At 71.6% G+C, this 15,559-nt stretch carries 14 protein-coding genes; 8 read left to right on the forward strand and 6 right to left on the reverse strand.

The window, feature by feature from the left end; translation table 11 throughout:
- Positions 1–11 precede the first annotated feature (11 nt).
- From ACICHK_RS33455 to ACICHK_RS33485, 7 genes are all read left to right on the forward strand, one after another.
- On the forward strand, positions 12–1,133 hold the full coding sequence (locus ACICHK_RS33455; RefSeq protein ID WP_406839819.1) for a SchA/CurD-like domain-containing protein: 1,122 nt from the start codon (positions 12–14) through the stop codon (positions 1,131–1,133).
- 65 nt (positions 1,134–1,198) lie between these two features.
- Entirely contained in the window at positions 1,199–1,681 is a 483-nt protein-coding gene (locus tag ACICHK_RS33460; protein WP_151472908.1) for a cupin domain-containing protein, read from the forward strand.
- Positions 1,678–2,946, forward strand: a complete 1,269-nt coding sequence (locus tag ACICHK_RS33465; protein WP_406839820.1) for a beta-ketoacyl-[acyl-carrier-protein] synthase family protein — start codon at positions 1,678–1,680, stop codon at positions 2,944–2,946. Before ACICHK_RS33460 ends, ACICHK_RS33465 begins: the two co-directional genes overlap by 4 nt.
- The gene (locus tag ACICHK_RS33470) at positions 2,943–4,190 is read left to right on the forward strand and encodes a ketosynthase chain-length factor (protein WP_406839821.1); all 1,248 of its coding nucleotides are present in this window, start codon (positions 2,943–2,945) and stop codon (positions 4,188–4,190) included. Before ACICHK_RS33465 ends, ACICHK_RS33470 begins: the two co-directional genes overlap by 4 nt.
- Positions 4,191–4,219: 29 nt before the next feature.
- Positions 4,220–4,480 (forward strand): phosphopantetheine-binding protein, encoded by a 261-nt coding sequence (locus ACICHK_RS33475; protein ID WP_406839822.1) that lies wholly within the window; start codon positions 4,220–4,222, stop codon positions 4,478–4,480.
- A 2-nt stretch (positions 4,481–4,482) separates the two neighbouring features.
- Positions 4,483–4,962, forward strand: a complete 480-nt coding sequence (locus ACICHK_RS33480; RefSeq protein WP_151472904.1) for an SRPBCC family protein — start codon at positions 4,483–4,485, stop codon at positions 4,960–4,962.
- A 31-nt stretch (positions 4,963–4,993) separates the two neighbouring features.
- Positions 4,994–5,326 carry a TcmI family type II polyketide cyclase gene (locus ACICHK_RS33485; protein WP_151472903.1) on the forward strand — a complete coding sequence of 111 codons (333 nt, stop codon included), beginning with the start codon at positions 4,994–4,996 and terminating at the stop codon, positions 5,324–5,326.
- 86 nt (positions 5,327–5,412) lie between these two features.
- Here ACICHK_RS33485 and ACICHK_RS33490 read toward each other — a convergent pair whose 3' ends face one another.
- The 3 genes from ACICHK_RS33490 to ACICHK_RS33500 all read right to left on the reverse strand — a co-directional run bounded on the left by ACICHK_RS33490 (position 5,413) and on the right by ACICHK_RS33500 (position 10,052).
- A complete protein-coding gene (locus tag ACICHK_RS33490) occupies positions 5,413–6,441 on the reverse strand; it encodes a methyltransferase (protein WP_151472902.1) in 1,029 nt (342 codons plus the stop codon).
- Between the two features lie 154 nt (positions 6,442–6,595).
- Positions 6,596–7,657 carry a nitrous oxide reductase family maturation protein NosD gene (locus tag ACICHK_RS33495; RefSeq protein WP_151472901.1) on the reverse strand — a complete coding sequence of 354 codons (1,062 nt, stop codon included), beginning with the start codon at positions 7,655–7,657 and terminating at the stop codon, positions 6,596–6,598.
- Positions 7,658–7,832: 175 nt separating this feature from the next.
- Complete coding sequence (locus tag ACICHK_RS33500) at positions 7,833–10,052, reverse strand: NADP-dependent isocitrate dehydrogenase (RefSeq protein WP_406839823.1); 2,220 nt, start codon at positions 10,050–10,052, stop codon at positions 7,833–7,835.
- A 339-nt stretch (positions 10,053–10,391) separates the two neighbouring features.
- Here ACICHK_RS33500 and ACICHK_RS33505 point away from each other — a divergent pair, with 339 nt between their 5' ends.
- Positions 10,392–11,945 carry a M1 family metallopeptidase gene (locus tag ACICHK_RS33505; RefSeq protein ID WP_406841385.1) on the forward strand — a complete coding sequence of 518 codons (1,554 nt, stop codon included), beginning with the start codon at positions 10,392–10,394 and terminating at the stop codon, positions 11,943–11,945.
- A gap of 63 nt (positions 11,946–12,008) precedes the next feature.
- Here the strand turns inward: ACICHK_RS33505 and ACICHK_RS33510 are convergent, their stop codons facing one another.
- From ACICHK_RS33510 to ACICHK_RS33520, 3 genes are all read right to left on the reverse strand, one after another.
- On the reverse strand, positions 12,009–13,094 hold the full coding sequence (locus ACICHK_RS33510) for a mechanosensitive ion channel family protein (RefSeq protein WP_406839824.1): 1,086 nt from the start codon (positions 13,092–13,094) through the stop codon (positions 12,009–12,011).
- Positions 13,095–13,557: 463 nt separating this feature from the next.
- Positions 13,558–14,322: a crotonase/enoyl-CoA hydratase family protein gene (locus ACICHK_RS33515; protein WP_406839825.1), complete on the reverse strand. Its 765-nt coding sequence runs from the start codon at positions 14,320–14,322 to the stop codon at positions 13,558–13,560.
- A 123-nt stretch (positions 14,323–14,445) separates the two neighbouring features.
- Positions 14,446–15,438, reverse strand: a complete 993-nt coding sequence (locus tag ACICHK_RS33520) for a YbhN family protein (RefSeq protein WP_406839826.1) — start codon at positions 15,436–15,438, stop codon at positions 14,446–14,448.
- Between the last annotated feature and the right edge of the window lie 121 nt (positions 15,439–15,559).

The following is a 15,559-nucleotide window of genomic DNA, read 5'->3' on the forward strand; positions in this document are numbered from 1 at the left end:
GGTGTGCCGCAATGTCCAACTCGGGACGTATCGCGCAGTCGGCCTTCGACGGCTCGAAGCTTCGGGTGATCCTGCTGCTCGACCTGTACGAAGGCGCCCAGCAGCAGTTCCTCGACGCCTACGAACTCATGCGCAACCAGGTCGCCTCGGTCCCCGGTCACATCAGTGACCAGCTCTGCCAGTCGATCGAGAACCCCTCGCAGTGGCTCATCACCAGCGAGTGGGAGAGCGCCCCGCCCTTCCTCGCCTGGGTCAACAGCGAGGAGCACGTCGAGACCGTCCGGCCCATGCACAGCTGCGTCCGCGACACCCGGTCGATGCGCTACAGCATCCTCCGCGAGACCAGCCCCGCCGAACAGCAAACCCCCGAGCCGGCCAGGCCCCGCCAGGTCGAGGCCCGCGTGGGCACCGGAGTGGCGCGCCACGCCCTCACCTTCACCGTCAAGCCGGGATCCGAGTCGAAGGTCGCGGAGATCCTGGCCGGGTACCAGTCGCCCCAGGCCCAGGTCGACGACACCACTCGGCTGCGCCGCACCTCGCTGTTCATGCACGGCAACCGCGTCGTGCGGGCCGTGGAGGTCGAGGGCGACCTCCTCGCCGCGCTGCGCCACGTGTCGCGCCAGCCCGAGGTGCGGGCGGTCGAGGAGGCCATCAACCCCTACCTGGAGCAGGACCGGGACCTGAGCGACCCCGAGTCGGCGCGGGTCTTCTTCACCCGTGCGGCGCTCCCCGCCGTGCACCACGTGGTCTCCGGTGACGAGGAACCCGCGAAGGTGACCCGGCACGCGCTGTTCTACCCGGCCCGCAAGGGCTGCGGGATGGAACTGGCCCGGCTGCTCGCCCACCAGGACGAGGCCGCGGCCGACGACCCGGCGAGCCCGGTGTACAGCAGCACCGTCTTCCAGCGCGACGACATCGTGGTGCGGCTCATCGACATCACCGGCGACCTCGACCTCGACCCCGTCGCCTCCCTCGGCCTCAAGGGAGCGGGGAAGGCGGCCGAGCTGGAGCGGCTCCTCGACGGCGCCGCGATCGGCGTCGAGGGCTCCCTGGAGACGGAACGCAACATCAACCGCCTCCTGTCGCACGCCGACATGCTGCCCGTCACCGACCGGAGCTCGGGTCCCTCCTGACGGACCGCCGCAGCCCGCGTCCCCGGACGTCGTCCGACGTCCTCGCCACACCCGGAGGTTCAAGCATGATCCAGCACCACCCACGCATCGTGGACCTGAGCGAGACGGAGCCCAACCGCAGGCGCGGAGGAGACGTCCGGGCCCTGCTCACACCCGCCACGGTGGGGTCCACCAGCGGTTTCATGGGGATGGCCGTCATCCAGCCCGGCGAGCGCATCGCCGAGCACTACCACCCGTACTCCGAGGAGTTCGTGTACGTCGTCAGTGGCGCCCTCGAAGTGGACTTGGACGGTGAGGCGTTCGCGCTCCGGCCCGACCAGGGGCTGCTGATCCCGATCGACATGCGGCACCGCTTCCGCAACGTCGGCGACGAGGAGGCCCGCATGGTCTTCCACCTCGGCCCGCTCGCTCCGCGCCCGAGCCTCGGCCACGTCGACACGGAGGCCACCGACGACTCCGTGCCGAGCCCCGAGTTCATGACGGCCGTGCCCCACCTGTCCGCGCCGGACCACGGACAGCCGTCCGAACGAAGCGGGGCCATAAAGTGACGCGGCGGGTGGCTGTCACCGGCATCGGTGTGGTCGCTCCGGGAGGCATCGGGACGAAGGCGTTCTGGGACCTCCTCGAAGGCGGCCGCACCGCGACCCGGGGCATAACGCTCTTCGACCCGGCGGGCCTGCGCTCGCGCATAGCCGCCGAATGCGACTTCGACCCGCTCGCACACGGCCTGGACCCGGAGCTGATCGAACACGTCGACCGGTACATCCAGTTCGCCGTGGTCGCGGCCGGGGAGGCCGTCCGCGACTCCGGCCTCGACCCGGACCGGGAGGACCCCTGGCGCGTGGGGGTCTCCCTGGGCAGCGCCGTCGGTGGCACCACCCGTCTGGAACACGACTACGTGCAGGTCAGCGAGTCGGGCCGGCGGTGGGACGTGGACCACCGCGCGGCCGATCCGAAACTCCACCTCGCGTTCGCGCCCAGCACGCTCGCCTCGGTCGTCGCCGAACAGTTCGGGGCGCAGGGGCCGGTCCAGACCGTCTCCACCGGGTGCACCTCCGGACTCGACGCGGTCGGGTACGCCTTCCACACCATCGAGGAGGGCCGGGCCGACGTCTGCATAGCCGGGGCGTCCGACTCGCCGATATCCCCGATCACGATGGCCTGCTTCGACGCCATCAAGGCCACGTCGCCCGACAACGACGACGCCGAACACGCCTCCCGGCCCTTCGACGCCAACCGCAACGGCTTCGTCATGGGCGAGGGCGCGGCCGTACTCGTCCTGGAGGAGTACGAGCACGCACGGGCCCGCGGCGCGCACGTCTACTGCGAGATCGGCGGCTACGCCACCTACGGCAACGCCTACCACATGACCGGCCTGACCAGCGAGGGCCTGGAGATGTCCCGGGCCATCGACAGCACCCTCGACCAGGCCCGCCTCGACCCCACGCGCATCGACTACGTCAACGCGCACGGCTCCGGCACCCGGCAGAACGACCGGCACGAGACCGCCGCGGTCAAACGGTCCCTGGGCGAGCACGCCCACCGGACGCCGATGAGCTCCATCAAATCCATGGTGGGCCACTCGCTGGGCGCGATCGGCGCGATCGAGGTCGTCGCCTGCGTCCTCGCCCTGAAGCACCAGGTGGTGCCGCCCACGGCGAACTACGAGACCCCCGACCCCGAGTGCGACCTGGACTACGTGCCGCGCACCGCCCGCCCCCGGAAGCTCGGGAACGTGCTCTCCGTCGGCAGCGGGTTCGGCGGATTCCAGTCCGCGGTGCTCCTGACCGGGCCGGCTGGGAGGACACGATGAGCACTCAGCGCCCCCGCGAGGCGGCCATCACCGGCATCGGCGTCATCGCCCCCAACGGACTGCGCGCCGACGCCTACTGGAAGTCCGTCAGGGAAGGCCTCAGCGTCCTGGACGGCATCACCCGCGAGGGATGCGGACACCTGCCGCTGCGCGTCGCCGGTGAGGTACGGGCCTTCGACGCCGCCGACCTCATCGAGGAGCGCTTCCTCGTCCAGACCGACCGCTTCAGCCACTTCGCGATGGCCGCGACCGTCCTCGCCCTCGACGACGCGGGCCTCGGAGCGACCGGCCCCGAGGACGCGTACGACGTCGGCGTGGTCACCGCCGCCGGATCCGGCGGCGGCGAGTTCGGCCAGCGCGAACTGCAGAAACTGTGGGGCCAGGGCTCCAAGTTCGTCGGCCCCTACCAGTCCATCGCCTGGTTCTACGCCGCCAGCACCGGCCAGATCTCCATCCGCGGCGGTTTCAAGGGGCCGTGCGGAGTCGTCGCGAGCGACGAGGCCGGGGGACTGGACGCCGTCGCGCACGCCGCCCGCGGTGTGCGGCGCGGCACCCGGGCGATGGTCGTCGGCGCCGCGGAGGCGCCGCTCGCCCCGTACTCGATGGTCTGCCAGCTCGGCTACCCCGAGCTCAGCACCGTCGAGGATCCCCGCCGCGCCTACCGCCCCTTCACCGAGGGAGCCTCGGGTTTCGTGCCCGCGGAAGGCGGCGCCATGCTCGTCGTCGAGGACGAGCGGCGTGCCCGCGAGAGGGGCGCGGAGGTCCGGGCCCTCGTGGCCGGACACGCGGCCACCTTCACCGGGGCCTCGCGGTGGGAGCGGTCACGGGAAGGGCTCGCCCACGCGATCCGGGGCGCCCTCGACGAGGCCGGCTGCGCCCCGGAGGAGATCGACGTCGTCTTCGCCGACGCCCTCGGCGTCCCGGCCGCCGACCGCGCCGAGGCCCTGGCCATCGCCGACGCCCTGGGAGCGCACGGCACCAGGGTCCCCGTCACGGCCCCCAAGACGGGCATCGGACGGGCCTACTGCGGGGCACCCCTGCTGGACACCGCGGCCGCCGTCCTCGCGATGGAGCACGGCCAGATCCCCCCCACCCCCAACGTGTTCGACGTCTGCCACGACCTCGACCTGGTGACGTCGGACGCCCGACCCGCCGAACTGCGCACGGCCCTGGTCCTCAGCAGGGGCCTCATGGGGTCCAACGCGGCCCTGGTCGTGCGACGCGGCGGTGACCACGCCCGGTAGCCCGGGCCGCACGTGAGGAGAACAACCGCATGATCACCACCGAAGTGACCGTCGACGAACTCGCCGCGCTCATGAAGAAGGCCGCCGGGATCACCGTCGACCCCCGCGAACTCGCGCAGTCCCTCGACGCGCCGTTCGGCACCCTCGGACTCGACTCGCTCGGTCTGCTCGGCATCGTCGGCGAGCTGGAGAACCGGTACAGCCGGCCCCTGCCCCCCGACGCGGAGCGCTGCAAGACCCCGCGGGAGTTCCTCGACCTCGTCAACGACACCCTCAAGGCTGGAGCCTGAAAGTGGCCGGACACACCGAGAACAGCATCGTCATCGATGCCCCGCTCGACCTCGTGTGGGATATCACCAACGACATCGAGAACTGGCCGCGGCTCTTCAGCGAGTACGCGTCCCTCGAAGTCCTGACCCGCGACGGCGACACCACCACCTTCCGCCTCACCATGCACCCGGACGAGAACGGCAAGGTGTGGAGCTGGGTCTCGCAGCGCACCGTCGACCGTCCCGGGCGGACCGTGCGGGCGCGCCGCGTCGAGACGGGACCGTTCGCGCACATGAACATCCGCTGGGAGTACGAGGAGACCCCGGCCGGCACCCACATGCGCTGGGTGCAGGACTTCGCGATGAAGCCCGACGCCCCGGTCGACGACGCCTGGATGACGGACAACATCAACCGCAACTCCGTCACGCAGATGGCCCTCATTCGGGACCGGATCGAGCAGGCCGCCCGTGAGCGGCGCAGCCCCGCCGCCGTGCCCCGCTGACCGCCGGACGCGGCACAGGAAAGGACACCCGATGCACCACGCCCTGATCGTCGCCCGCATGGCACCCGACTCGGCCCCGGCGATCTCCGAGGTGTTCGCCGCCTCCGACCGGGGTGAGCTCCCGCACCTCATCGGGGTGAGCCGGCGCAGCCTCTTCCAGTTCGGTGATGTGTACCTGCACCTCATCGAATCGGAACGGGACCCGGGGCCCGCCATCGCGAAGGTGGCCGGACACCCCGAGTTCCGGAGCGTCAGCGAGGAACTGTCGGCGTACGTCAGCGCGTACGACCCGCAGACCTGGCGCAGTCCCAAGGACGCCATGGCGCACTGCTTCTACCGCTGGGAGCGGGACACCGCCTCCTGAGCGGACACCGTGACACGACCCGAGGCCGCCGGCTCCGCGACGAAGCGGAACCGGCGGCCTCGGGTCGTGCTCCTCGCGCCGCCCGGTCAGCCGGGAACGGTGCACTCGAAGGCGTGCAGATAGGGGTTCACCGGGCGGATCTCGCCGATGACCAGGCCCGCCGCCGTGAGCCGGTCGACCATGCTCTGCCGGGTGTGCTTGGCACCGCCGACGTTGAGAAGCAGCAGCAGGTCCATGGCCGTCGTGAACCTCATCGACGGGGTGTCGTCCACGAGGTTCTCGATGACGACGACCCGGGCACCGGGCCGGGCCGCCGCGCGGACGTTCGCGAGCGCCCTGCGGGTGCTCTCGTCGTCCCACTCCAGGATGTTCTTGATGATGTACACGTCCGCCTGGACGGGGATGTCCTCACGGCAGTCCCCGGCCACGATCCGCACCCGGCCGGCCAGCGCACCGCCCTCGCGCAGCCGGGGATCGGCGTTCTCCACCACGCCCGGCAGGTCGAGCAGGGTGGCGTGGATGCCGGGGTGCTTCTCCAGCAGACTGGCCACGACGTGACCCTGGCCGCCGCCGATGTCGGCGACCGACTTCACGCCCCGCAGGTCCAGCAGCTTCGCCACGTCCTGGGCGGACTGCGAACTGGACGTCGTCATGGCCCGGTTGAAGACGTGGGCGGACTCGGGGGCGTCCTCGTTGAGGTACGGGAAGAACTCCTTGCCGTACACCTTCTCGAAGACGTTGCCGCCGTCGCGGACCGCCTCGTCGAGCTTCGGCCAGACGTTCCACGTCCACGGTTCGGTGCACCACAGGGCGATGTAGCGCAGGCTGTTCGGGTCGTCCTCGCGCAGCAGCCGGGACATCTCGGTGTGCGCGAACGTGCCGTCGGGGCGCTCGGCGAAGACGCCCTGGCAGGACAGGGCGCGCAGCAGCCGGCGCAGGGTCCCCGGCTGGGTCTTCACCGCGGCGGCCAGGTCCTCCGCGCTCATGGGGACGTCGTCCAGGGCGTCCGCCACGCCCAGCCGGGCGGCGGCGCGTACGGCGGCGGCGCGGGCCGCGCCGAAGACGAGTTCCCTCAGCTGCATCGACGGCGGGGGACTCTGTTCGACAGTCGTCATTCAATGCCTCGTTTCTGATGTCGTGCCCCCGCGGGGAGACCGGACCGGTCCGTACGGGGGCGGACCGGTCCGGGCGGGGGGAGGGCGGGGGTGTACGGAGGGAGGACCGGGTTGTACGGGGGCGCGTACCCGGCCGGGCGGACGGGCCGGGACCTCAGCACATCCCGGCGGGCTCGGAGACCTTGCAGGAGTTGCCCCGGAACGTGTTGCCCTTGCCGGCGGTGTCGCGGTTGGCGATGTCGGAGGGGCCGTTGCGCAGCACCACGTTGTCGCGCACCTCGTTGCGCTCGCTGAGCGCGCCCACGAAGCTCTTGAAGAGCACGATGCCGCCCGACAGCGGGGACGTGCCCACGTTGTCCTCGACCCTGTTGTGCGTCACCCGCGTGTCCTCCGCGCCGGTGAGGACGATCCCCGAGCCCTGCAGGGCGGGCAGCCGGGGGGTCTTGGGACAGGACTTGTTGTTGGCGTGGATGTAGTTGTCGCGGACGGACAGGTTCCCGACGCGCGGCTTGTTCTCGTCGCCCACGACGAACACCGCGGTGCAGTTGCCGGTGGCCTCGTTGCGGGCGACGGTCAGGTTCCGTACGCGGCGGACCGTGATGCCGATCCGGTTGCCGCTCATCAGGTTGTGGGCGACCACCGTTCCCAGGGTGTCGCGGGCTCCTTCCTCGGTGGTGACCGTGTTGGAGACGAACAGGCCGGCGTCGCCGTTGTCCTTCGCGGTGTTGCGGACGAACCTGGTCCGCACGGACCTCTCCTCGGCGATGCCCCACTGGCCGTTCTTCTCGGCGGTCACCCGGCGCACCGTCAGCCCGTCGGTCCCGGTCGCCCACAGGCCCTGCTTGGCGAAGCCCCTGATGGTCAGGGAGGCGACGGTGACGCCGCGGACGCGCTTGCTGTCGGTCCCGGTCACGCAGATGCCGTTGCCCGCCTTGGCGCAGGCGTCGGTGGCGGCCGTGTTCGGCACGATGACGGTGGACCTGGCGCTCGCGCCCCGCAGGGTCACGTCCCGCGTGGTGATGGTGACGCTCTCGCGGTAGGTGCCGGGGGCGACGACGACGGTGTCACCCGCGCGCGCCGAGTCCACGGCCTTCTGGATGGATTCACCCGGGCGTACCAGGTGCACGGACGGGCGGTCGGAGGGCAGGGCCGCGCCCACTCCCGATGCCACGACGACCGCCGTGCACGCGAGGTAGGCCATCTGTTGTCTGGTCATGGGCCGAAGCTATGAACGGGTGTTCCGCCCCGCCACCGCTGATCGCCCAGGTGGCCCGTCGCGTCACCGTGACGCGCCGGGAGGACCTCACGACGGCGCCGCCCCGGCCGGAGGATCCGGCCGGGGCGGCGCGTGCGGAGCTGTGCCCGTGGGTGGTGCGGGGTGACGCGGTGGATCAGGCGAGGGTCGCCAGCGTCTCGTTCCAGGTGGCGGAGGGGCGCATGACCTTCGCGGCCTTGGCCGGGTCGGGCTGGTAGTAGCCGCCGATGTCGGCCGGGTTGCCCTGGACCGCGTTCAGCTCGCCGACGATCGTCTGCTCCTGCGCGGTCAGCGCCTCGGCGAACGGGGCGAACGCCTTGGCGAGGTCCGCGTCGTCGGTCTGCCGCGCCAGCTCCTGCGCCCAGTACAGGGACAGGTAGAAGTGGCTGCCGCGGTTGTCGATGCCGCCGACGCGACGGGTCGGGGACTTGTCCTCCTCGAGGAAGGTCGCCGTGGCGCGGTCGAGGGTGTCGGCGAGGACCTGGGCGCGGGCGTTGCCGGTGGTCTTCGCGAACTGCTCGAAGGACGGCACCAGCGCGAAGAACTCGCCGAGCGAGTCCCAGCGCAGGTAGTTCTCCTTGACCAGCTGCTGGACGTGCTTGGGCGCGGAGCCGCCGGCGCCCGTCTCGAACAGGCCGCCGCCCGCCATCAGCGGGACGACCGACAGCATCTTGGCGCTGGTGCCCAGCTCCAGGATCGGGAACAGGTCGGTCAGGTAGTCGCGCAGCACGTTGCCGGTCACCGAGATGGTGTTCTCGCCGCGGCGGATGCGCTCGACGGAGAGCTTGGTGGCCTCGACGGGGGCGAGGACGCGGATGTCCAGGCCCTCGGTGTCGTGCTCCGGCAGGTACTGCTGGACCTTGGCGATCAGGTTGGCGTCGTGGGCGCGGGTCTCGTCCAGCCAGAACACGGCCGGGTCGCCGGTGGCGCGGGCGCGGGTGACGGCGAGCTTCACCCAGTCCTTGATCGGGGCGTCCTTGGTCTGGCAGGCGCGGAAGATGTCGCCGGCGGAGACCGTCTGCTCCAGGACGGCGTTGCCGGCCTCGTCGACCAGGCGGACCGTGCCGGTGGTCTGGATCTCGAAGGTCTTGTCGTGGCTGCCGTACTCCTCGGCCTTCTGCGCCATGAGGCCGACGTTCGGGACCGAGCCCATGGTCGACGGGTCGTAGGCGCCGTTGGCGCGGCAGTCCTCGATCACGGCCTGGTAGACGCCGGAGTAGGAGGAGTCCGGCAGCACCGCGAGGGTGTCGGCCTCCTGGCCGTCCGGGCCCCACATGTGGCCGGAGGTGCGGATCATGGCCGGCATCGAGGCGTCGACGATGACGTCGGACGGCACGTGCAGGTTGGTGATGCCCTTGTCGGAGTCGACCATCGCGAGGGCCGGGCCCTCGGCGAGCTCGGCGTCGAAGGACGCCTTGATCTCGGCACCCTCCGGAAGCGCCTCCAGGCCCTTGAAGATGCCGCCCAGACCGTCGTTCGGGGTCAGACCGGCGGCGGCGAGCGTCTCGCCGTGTGTCGCGAACGTCTTCGGGAAGAAGGCGCGCACCACGTGACCGAAGACGATCGGGTCGGAGACCTTCATCATCGTGGCCTTGAGGTGCACCGAGAACAGCACGCCCTCGGCCTTGGCGCGGGCGATCTGCTCGGTGAGGAACTCGCGCAGCGGGGCGACGTGCATCACGGACGCGTCCACGACCTCGCCCGCGAGGACGGGTACGGACTCGCGCAGCACGGTGGTCGAGCCGTCGTCACCGACCAGCTCGATGCGCAGCGCGCCGGCCTCGGAGATCACCACGGACTTCTCGGTGGAGCGGAAGTCGTCGACGCCCATGGTGGCGACGTTCGTCTTCGACTCGGACGACCACGCGCCCATGCGGTGCGGGTGGGTCTTGGCGTAGTTCTTGACCGACGCGGGGGCGCGGCGGTCGGAGTTGCCCTCGCGCAGGACCGGGTTCACGGCGCTGCCCTTGACCTTGTCGTACCGGGCGCGGATGTCGCGCTCCTCGTCCGACTTCGGGTCGTCCGGGTAGTCCGGAAGGGCGTAGCCCTGCGCCTGGAGCTCGGCGACCGCGGCCTTGAGCTGGGGGATCGACGCCGAGATGTTCGGCAGCTTGATGATGTTCGCGCCGGGCGTCTTGGCCAGCTCACCGAGCTCGGACAGGGCGTCCGCGATGCGCTGGTCCTCCTGGAGGAACTCCGGGAAGAGGGCGATGATGCGCCCGGCCAGCGAGATGTCACGGGTCTCCACAGTGACACCCGCCTGAGAGGCGTACGCCTGGACCACCGGCAGGAACGAATACGTCGCCAGGGCCGGGGCCTCGTCAGTGTGCGTGTAAATGATGGTCGAGTCAGTCACCGGGTGCTCCGCTCCACGTCTGCAACATTGCTCGACATCAAGATATCTCGTGAGCGCCCCCGGCTCGACAGGGGTCCGTTCCGCGTCGGACCGGGAGGGACGGAAAACGGCCGCGGGCGCCGGATCGGCCCTTTCGGGGCGAAACGCCCGGAGCGGACACCTCCGGTGCCCGTCCGACTCGCGGGTGTGAACGTGCGGTCCGAAGTGAAAACGCCAAGTGCCCGTCGGAAGCAACCAGTTGGCCCGCTCAGCCGTACATGAGAGTGATCGCGCACCTGATCGCGCACCTGGTCTCGCGGCGGACCCCCCGGCCCTCCGTCGCCCGAACGAAAGCGAATGATGAGATATCGCACCAGAGTGACGGCCCCCGCGGCCGCGCTGCTCGGTACCGCCGCCGCCCTTGCCGTCGCCCCCACCGCCTCGGCCCGGCCGCTGGACGCGAAGCCGGACCAGGGCACCCCGGGCGCGGAGACCCTCGGTGACTCCGTCTACCCGGCCCTCGGGAACGACGGCTACCGCGTCGAGGCGTACCACCTCGACTTCGCCTACGACGCCACGACCCGTCTGGTCGACGCCAAGGCGACCCTGAGGATCAAGGCGACCCAGGACCTCTCGCGCTTCTCGCTCGACGCGCTCGGCCTGGACGTGCGCGCGGTGAAGGTCGGAGGCGTGGCCGCCACCTTCGAGCAGGTGGACGAGAAGCTGCGGATCACTCCGGCGCGGACCTTGCCGAAGCACTGCGCCACCGCGGTCTGCGTCGAGTACGGCGCCGACCCGGCCAAGACGCTGCCGTACACCGCCTGGGTGCCCACCCCCGACGGATTCGCCATCTGTCCCCAGCCGAACGCGGCGCACACCGTCTTCCCGTGCAACGACCACCCGACGGACAAGGCGGACTTCAGCTTCCGCGTCACCGTGCCGAACACCCTGCGCGGTGTCGCGAACGGCTCGCTGGTCCGCACGGAGCAGCTCGACGGCGGCCGGACCGCGTACACGTACCGCTCGGCCGACCCGATAGCCACCGAACTGGTGCAGATCACCGTCGGCGACTACGTCGTCAAGGAGCGGCAGGGCCCGCACGGGCTGGGGCTGCGGGACGTCGTCCCGACGGCGCGGGCCGCCGCGCTGGAGCCGGCGCTCGCGCTCACCCCCGGTCTCGTCGACTGGCTGGAGCAGCGGCTCGGCGCCTACCCGTTCGAGACGTACGGGCTGCTGCCCTGCAACAACGACGCCTCGAACGCCTTCGACTTCACGGGCCTGGAGACCCAGACGCTCACGCTCTACAAGCCGAACTTCCTGCTCCAGGAGGAGAAGAAGATCGGCTCGCACATGATGCACGAGCTGGTGCACTCCTACTTCGGCAACAGCGTCAGCCCCGCCAACTGGGCCGACCTGTGGATCAACGAGGGTCACGCGGACTTCTACGGGCTGCTCTACCGCTACGAGCGCGGCTGGGCCGACTCGCTCGGCCTGACCACCATGGAAGCCCGGATGAAGGACACGTACGCCAAGGGCGACCAGTGGCGTCAGTCCTCCGGCCCCGTCGCCGCGCCGAACGCCGTCAACCTCTTCGACAACCAGCGCTACCTGGGCGGAGTCCTGGTCCTGTACGCGCTGCGCGAGCTGGTCGGCGAGGACGTCTTCCACCGCATCGAGCGCACCTTCCTGGACCGGTACCGCAACGGCGCGGCGACCACCGCCGACTACATCGCGGTCGCCACGGAGATCTCCGGAACGGACCAGTCCGGCTTCCTGAACGACTGGCTGTACGGGACGAAGACCCCGCGCATGCCGAACCACCCGGACTGGACGGTCACCCCGGTGGTGTCGAGCCTGGTCGCGCCGCGTCACCGCGCGCCCGGCCACTACCCGGACTCGACCGCCACGCTCTGACCGGGCGGGCGGGAAGACGAAGAAGGGGGCCGGCGGAGTGTTCCGCCGGCCCCCGGCCCGTTCTCAGGGCCGCTTCGCGGCCTCGCGCTGATGGGGTATGACCGTCTCCACGAGCCCCGCGCCGCCGGGCTGGAGCGCGACCGTCCGGGCGGGCGACGGGATCCGGATGCCCTCGTCCCGGTAGCGCTTGTGCAGGCGCTTGATGAACTCGTGCTTGATCCGGTACTGGTCGCTGAACTCGCCCACGCCGAGGATCACGGTGAGACCGATGCGCGAGTCGCCGAAGGTGTGGAAGCGCACGGCGGGTTCGTGCTCCGGGACGGCGCCGTCGATCCCGGTCATCACCTGGGCGACGACCTCGTTCGTGACCCGCTCGACGTGGTCGAGGTCGCTGTCGTAACCGACGCCGACCTGCACCAGCAGCGTCATCTTCTGCTCGGGCCGGGTGAAGTTGGTCATGTTGGTGCCCGAGAGCTGGGCGTTGGGGATGATGACCAGGTTGTTGGAGAGCTGACGGACCGTGGTGTTGCGCCAGTTGATGTCGACGACGTAGCCCTCCTCCCCGCTGCTCAGCCGGATGTAGTCGCCCGGCTGGATCGTCTTCGAGGCGAGGATGTGCACGCCCGCGAAGAGGTTGGCGAGGGTGTCCTGGAGCGCGAGGGCGACGGCGAGACCGCCCACGCCCAGGGCCGTCAGCAGGGGCGCGATGGAGATCCCCAGGGTCTGCAGGACGATCAGGAGGCCGATCGCCATCACCACGACCCGGGTGATGTTGACGAAGATGGTGGCCGAGCCGGCGACGCCCGAACGGGACTGGGTCACCGACTGGACCAGCCCGGTGATCAGCCGGGCCGCGGTGATGGTCGCGACCAGGATGAGCAGGACGGTCAGCGACCGGTTGACGGTCTTGCCGACCGGCGCGGTCAGCGGAAGCACCGCGGCCGCCGCGGCGACGCCTCCGGCCACCGCCGACCACGGCACGAAGGCGCGCAGCGCGTCCACCATGATGTCGTCACCGCTCCAGCGGGTGCGCTCGGCGTGCTTGCCCAGCCAGCGCAGCAGCATCCGCAGCAGGAACGCCGCCAGCAGCCCGGCCGCCACGGCTATTCCGGCGATCATCAGGTCGTCCAGGGTGACGGAGCGCTTCATCGATGACCTCCTCGCGGGCCGCGACCGGGGTGAGGGCCCGCGGGCCGAATGTGCTGTGTCGTCACTTGCCACCTGCTCGAATCCGGGAACGCGCGATCATGCCCGGACGGGTGTTCGTCGTCCGGGGAGACCGCTCATCCTGCCGCATCCGCCTGCCACTCCGTCACCAGCCCTGCGGAGAACATCCCTTGACGCCCCGATCCGGCCACCATGACGCACCCGCAGCCGGGATCCGGCGCGAGGGGCCGTGCCGGTGCCCGCAGCCGGGGTCCGGAGCGAGACCGTGCCGGTGCCCGCAGCCGGGGTCCGGCGCGAGGGGCCGTGCCGGTACATCACATGCCCGTCGCCACCGACGGTCACCTCTCACCCGACGGCGACGGGCGGATGTACCGGCACGGCCCCGACCCACCCACCGGACCGGAACCGCGGGACCGCGGTCCCGCCACACACCCGCCCGCCGGTGTCACACCTCGCCGAAGGCGCCGTGCCGCCCCGCGCCGGAGGCGAAGCGGGCCGCGCCCTCCATGCTCTCCTCCAGCACGGCCGTGCCGTGACGGAGCTCGGCCCGCATGGCCTCCTCCTCGGCCAGACCCTCCTGGTCGAGGACCGAGGCGCGGTCGCTGCGCAGACAGGCCTGCGGGAAACCGGCGATCTCGGCGGCCAGCCGCTCCGCCTCGGCGCGGGCCCGGCCGGCCGGGACGAGACGGTTGGCGAGCCCCATCGCGTACGCCTCCCGGGCGGTGACCGGACGGCCGGTGAGGATCATGTCCATCGCCCGGCTCGTGCCGATGAGCCGGGGCAGCCGTACCGTGCCCCCGTCGATCAGCGGCACGCCCCAGCGGCGGCAGAACACCCCGAAGACGGCGTCCTCCTCGGCGACCCGCAGATCGCACCAGAGCGCCAGCTCCAGACCGCCGGCCACGGCGTGCCCCGCGACCGCGGCGATCACCGGCTTGGTCAGGCGCAGCCGGGTGGGCCCCATCGGCCCGTCACCCTCCTCGGCGACCTCGTTCCCCCGCTCGGTGCCGATGGCCTTGAGGTCCGCGCCCGCGCAGAAGGTGCCGCCCTCGCCCCAGAGCACGGCGACGCGCGCCGTCTCGTCGGCCTCGAACTCACGGAACGCGTCAGCGAGTTCGGCCGCCGTCGGCCCGTCCACCGCGTTGCGGGCCGCGGGCCGGGAGAGGACGACGGTGGTGACGTGACCCTGACGTTCGCTCCGGACCGGCATCGCGCTGTCCCCTTCCGCGGCCGGCGCGCCACACCGCACGCCGTGGTTACCCATCGGTATCACGGCGTGCGCCGGAACGCACGACCCGGGGCGGACGGCCCGGAGCGGCCGGGCCGGGCCGGCTCAGATCACCTTCCAGCGGACCAGGGCACCCAGCGTGAGCGCCCCCGGCAGCAGCGGCACCCACACCGTGATGATCCGGTACGCCAGCACGACCGCGGTCGCCACGGCCACCGGGCCGCCCGCCGCGACCAGGGCCACGACCAGGGCGGCCTCCACCGAACCGAGCCCGCCGGGCGTCGGCACCATCGCGACCGCGATCGTCGCCGCCAGGTAGGCGATCATCATGTGCGTGGGGGACACCGGCAGGCCCAGCGCCCGTCCCACCGAGGCCAGTCCGGCGGCCTGGAGCAGCGGGAAGGCGAGCGAGCCGCCCCACAGGGCGAGGGCCCGGGACGGGCGGGTGTGCACCGAGCGGGCCTCCCCGAAGGCGGTGCGCAGGAAGGAGAACACGGCCGCGCGCAGCCGTCGTACGAGGGCGAGCACCGCCAGCGCCGCGCACAGGGCCAGGGCGGCACCGAGCAGCAGGGGGCCGACCGCGCCGTCCGGGACCAGACCGTCGATCCGGAGTGCCCCGGGGAACGCGATCAGCAGACCGAGGAGCAGGGCCGTCCGGGCGACGGCCTCGGCCAGCAGGTACAGCGCGAGCGCGGCCGACGAGCGGGCCAGCGGCACCCCGCACACCGTCATGAACCGCAGGTTGACCGCCCCGGCGCCGAGTCCCGTCGGCAGCAGGTGGTTCGCCGCGCCCGCGGCGAACTGCGTGGCGAGCAGCCGCCGCGCGGGCAGCCGCTCCATGACCGCGCCCTGACGGGTCACGGCCGCGGCCACCCAGGTCAGACAGGTCGCGCCCGCCGCGGCGACGAGCCAGGGCCACTCGGCCGACCTCAGCTGACCGAAACCCTCGGCCAGCACGGACCGGTGGCGCACGGCCACCACGAGGACCAGCGCGAGCGGGAGCAGGCACAGGACCGGCCGGACGGCGGGCCGCAGGGCGAGGAGGCGGGGGAGGCGGGGGAGCCGGGGCAGCGCCCGGGGGAGTCGTACGGCTGTCACATCGGGAGAGGTTTTCCGCACCGCGCCAACGTGAGGTTGCGGGCGCGGGGACGGCGGCTGACACGCCGGGCAAGGCGCGGGAGGGGCGGCCCCCGGGTGCCCGGCACCGGTACCGGTGTGG

Origin of the sequence: Streptomyces sp. AHU1 (genome assembly GCF_045343905.1) — a bacterium.
GTDB lineage: Bacteria > Actinomycetota > Actinomycetes > Streptomycetales > Streptomycetaceae > Streptomyces > Streptomyces triticiradicis.

Excerpts from the sequence above, each read along its gene's own strand:
- ACICHK_RS33470 (WP_406839821.1), top strand. The coding sequence starts at position 2,943 with ATGAGCACTCAGCGCCCCCGCGAGGCGGCCATCACCGGCATCGGCGTC.
- ACICHK_RS33490 (WP_151472902.1), bottom strand. The coding sequence starts at position 6,441 with ATGACGACTGTCGAACAGAGTCCCCCGCCGTCGATGCAGCTGAGGGAA.
- ACICHK_RS33505 (WP_406841385.1), top strand. The coding sequence starts at position 10,392 with ATGAGATATCGCACCAGAGTGACGGCCCCCGCGGCCGCGCTGCTCGGT.
- ACICHK_RS33455 (WP_406839819.1), top strand. The coding sequence starts at position 12 with ATGTCCAACTCGGGACGTATCGCGCAGTCGGCCTTCGACGGCTCGAAG.
- ACICHK_RS33475 (WP_406839822.1), top strand. The coding sequence starts at position 4,220 with ATGATCACCACCGAAGTGACCGTCGACGAACTCGCCGCGCTCATGAAG.
- ACICHK_RS33460 (WP_151472908.1), top strand. The coding sequence starts at position 1,199 with ATGATCCAGCACCACCCACGCATCGTGGACCTGAGCGAGACGGAGCCC.
- ACICHK_RS33510 (WP_406839824.1), bottom strand. The coding sequence starts at position 13,094 with ATGAAGCGCTCCGTCACCCTGGACGACCTGATGATCGCCGGAATAGCC.
- ACICHK_RS33495 (WP_151472901.1), bottom strand. The coding sequence starts at position 7,657 with ATGACCAGACAACAGATGGCCTACCTCGCGTGCACGGCGGTCGTCGTG.
- ACICHK_RS33515 (WP_406839825.1), bottom strand. The coding sequence starts at position 14,322 with ATGCCGGTCCGGAGCGAACGTCAGGGTCACGTCACCACCGTCGTCCTC.
- ACICHK_RS33485 (WP_151472903.1), top strand. The coding sequence starts at position 4,994 with ATGCACCACGCCCTGATCGTCGCCCGCATGGCACCCGACTCGGCCCCG.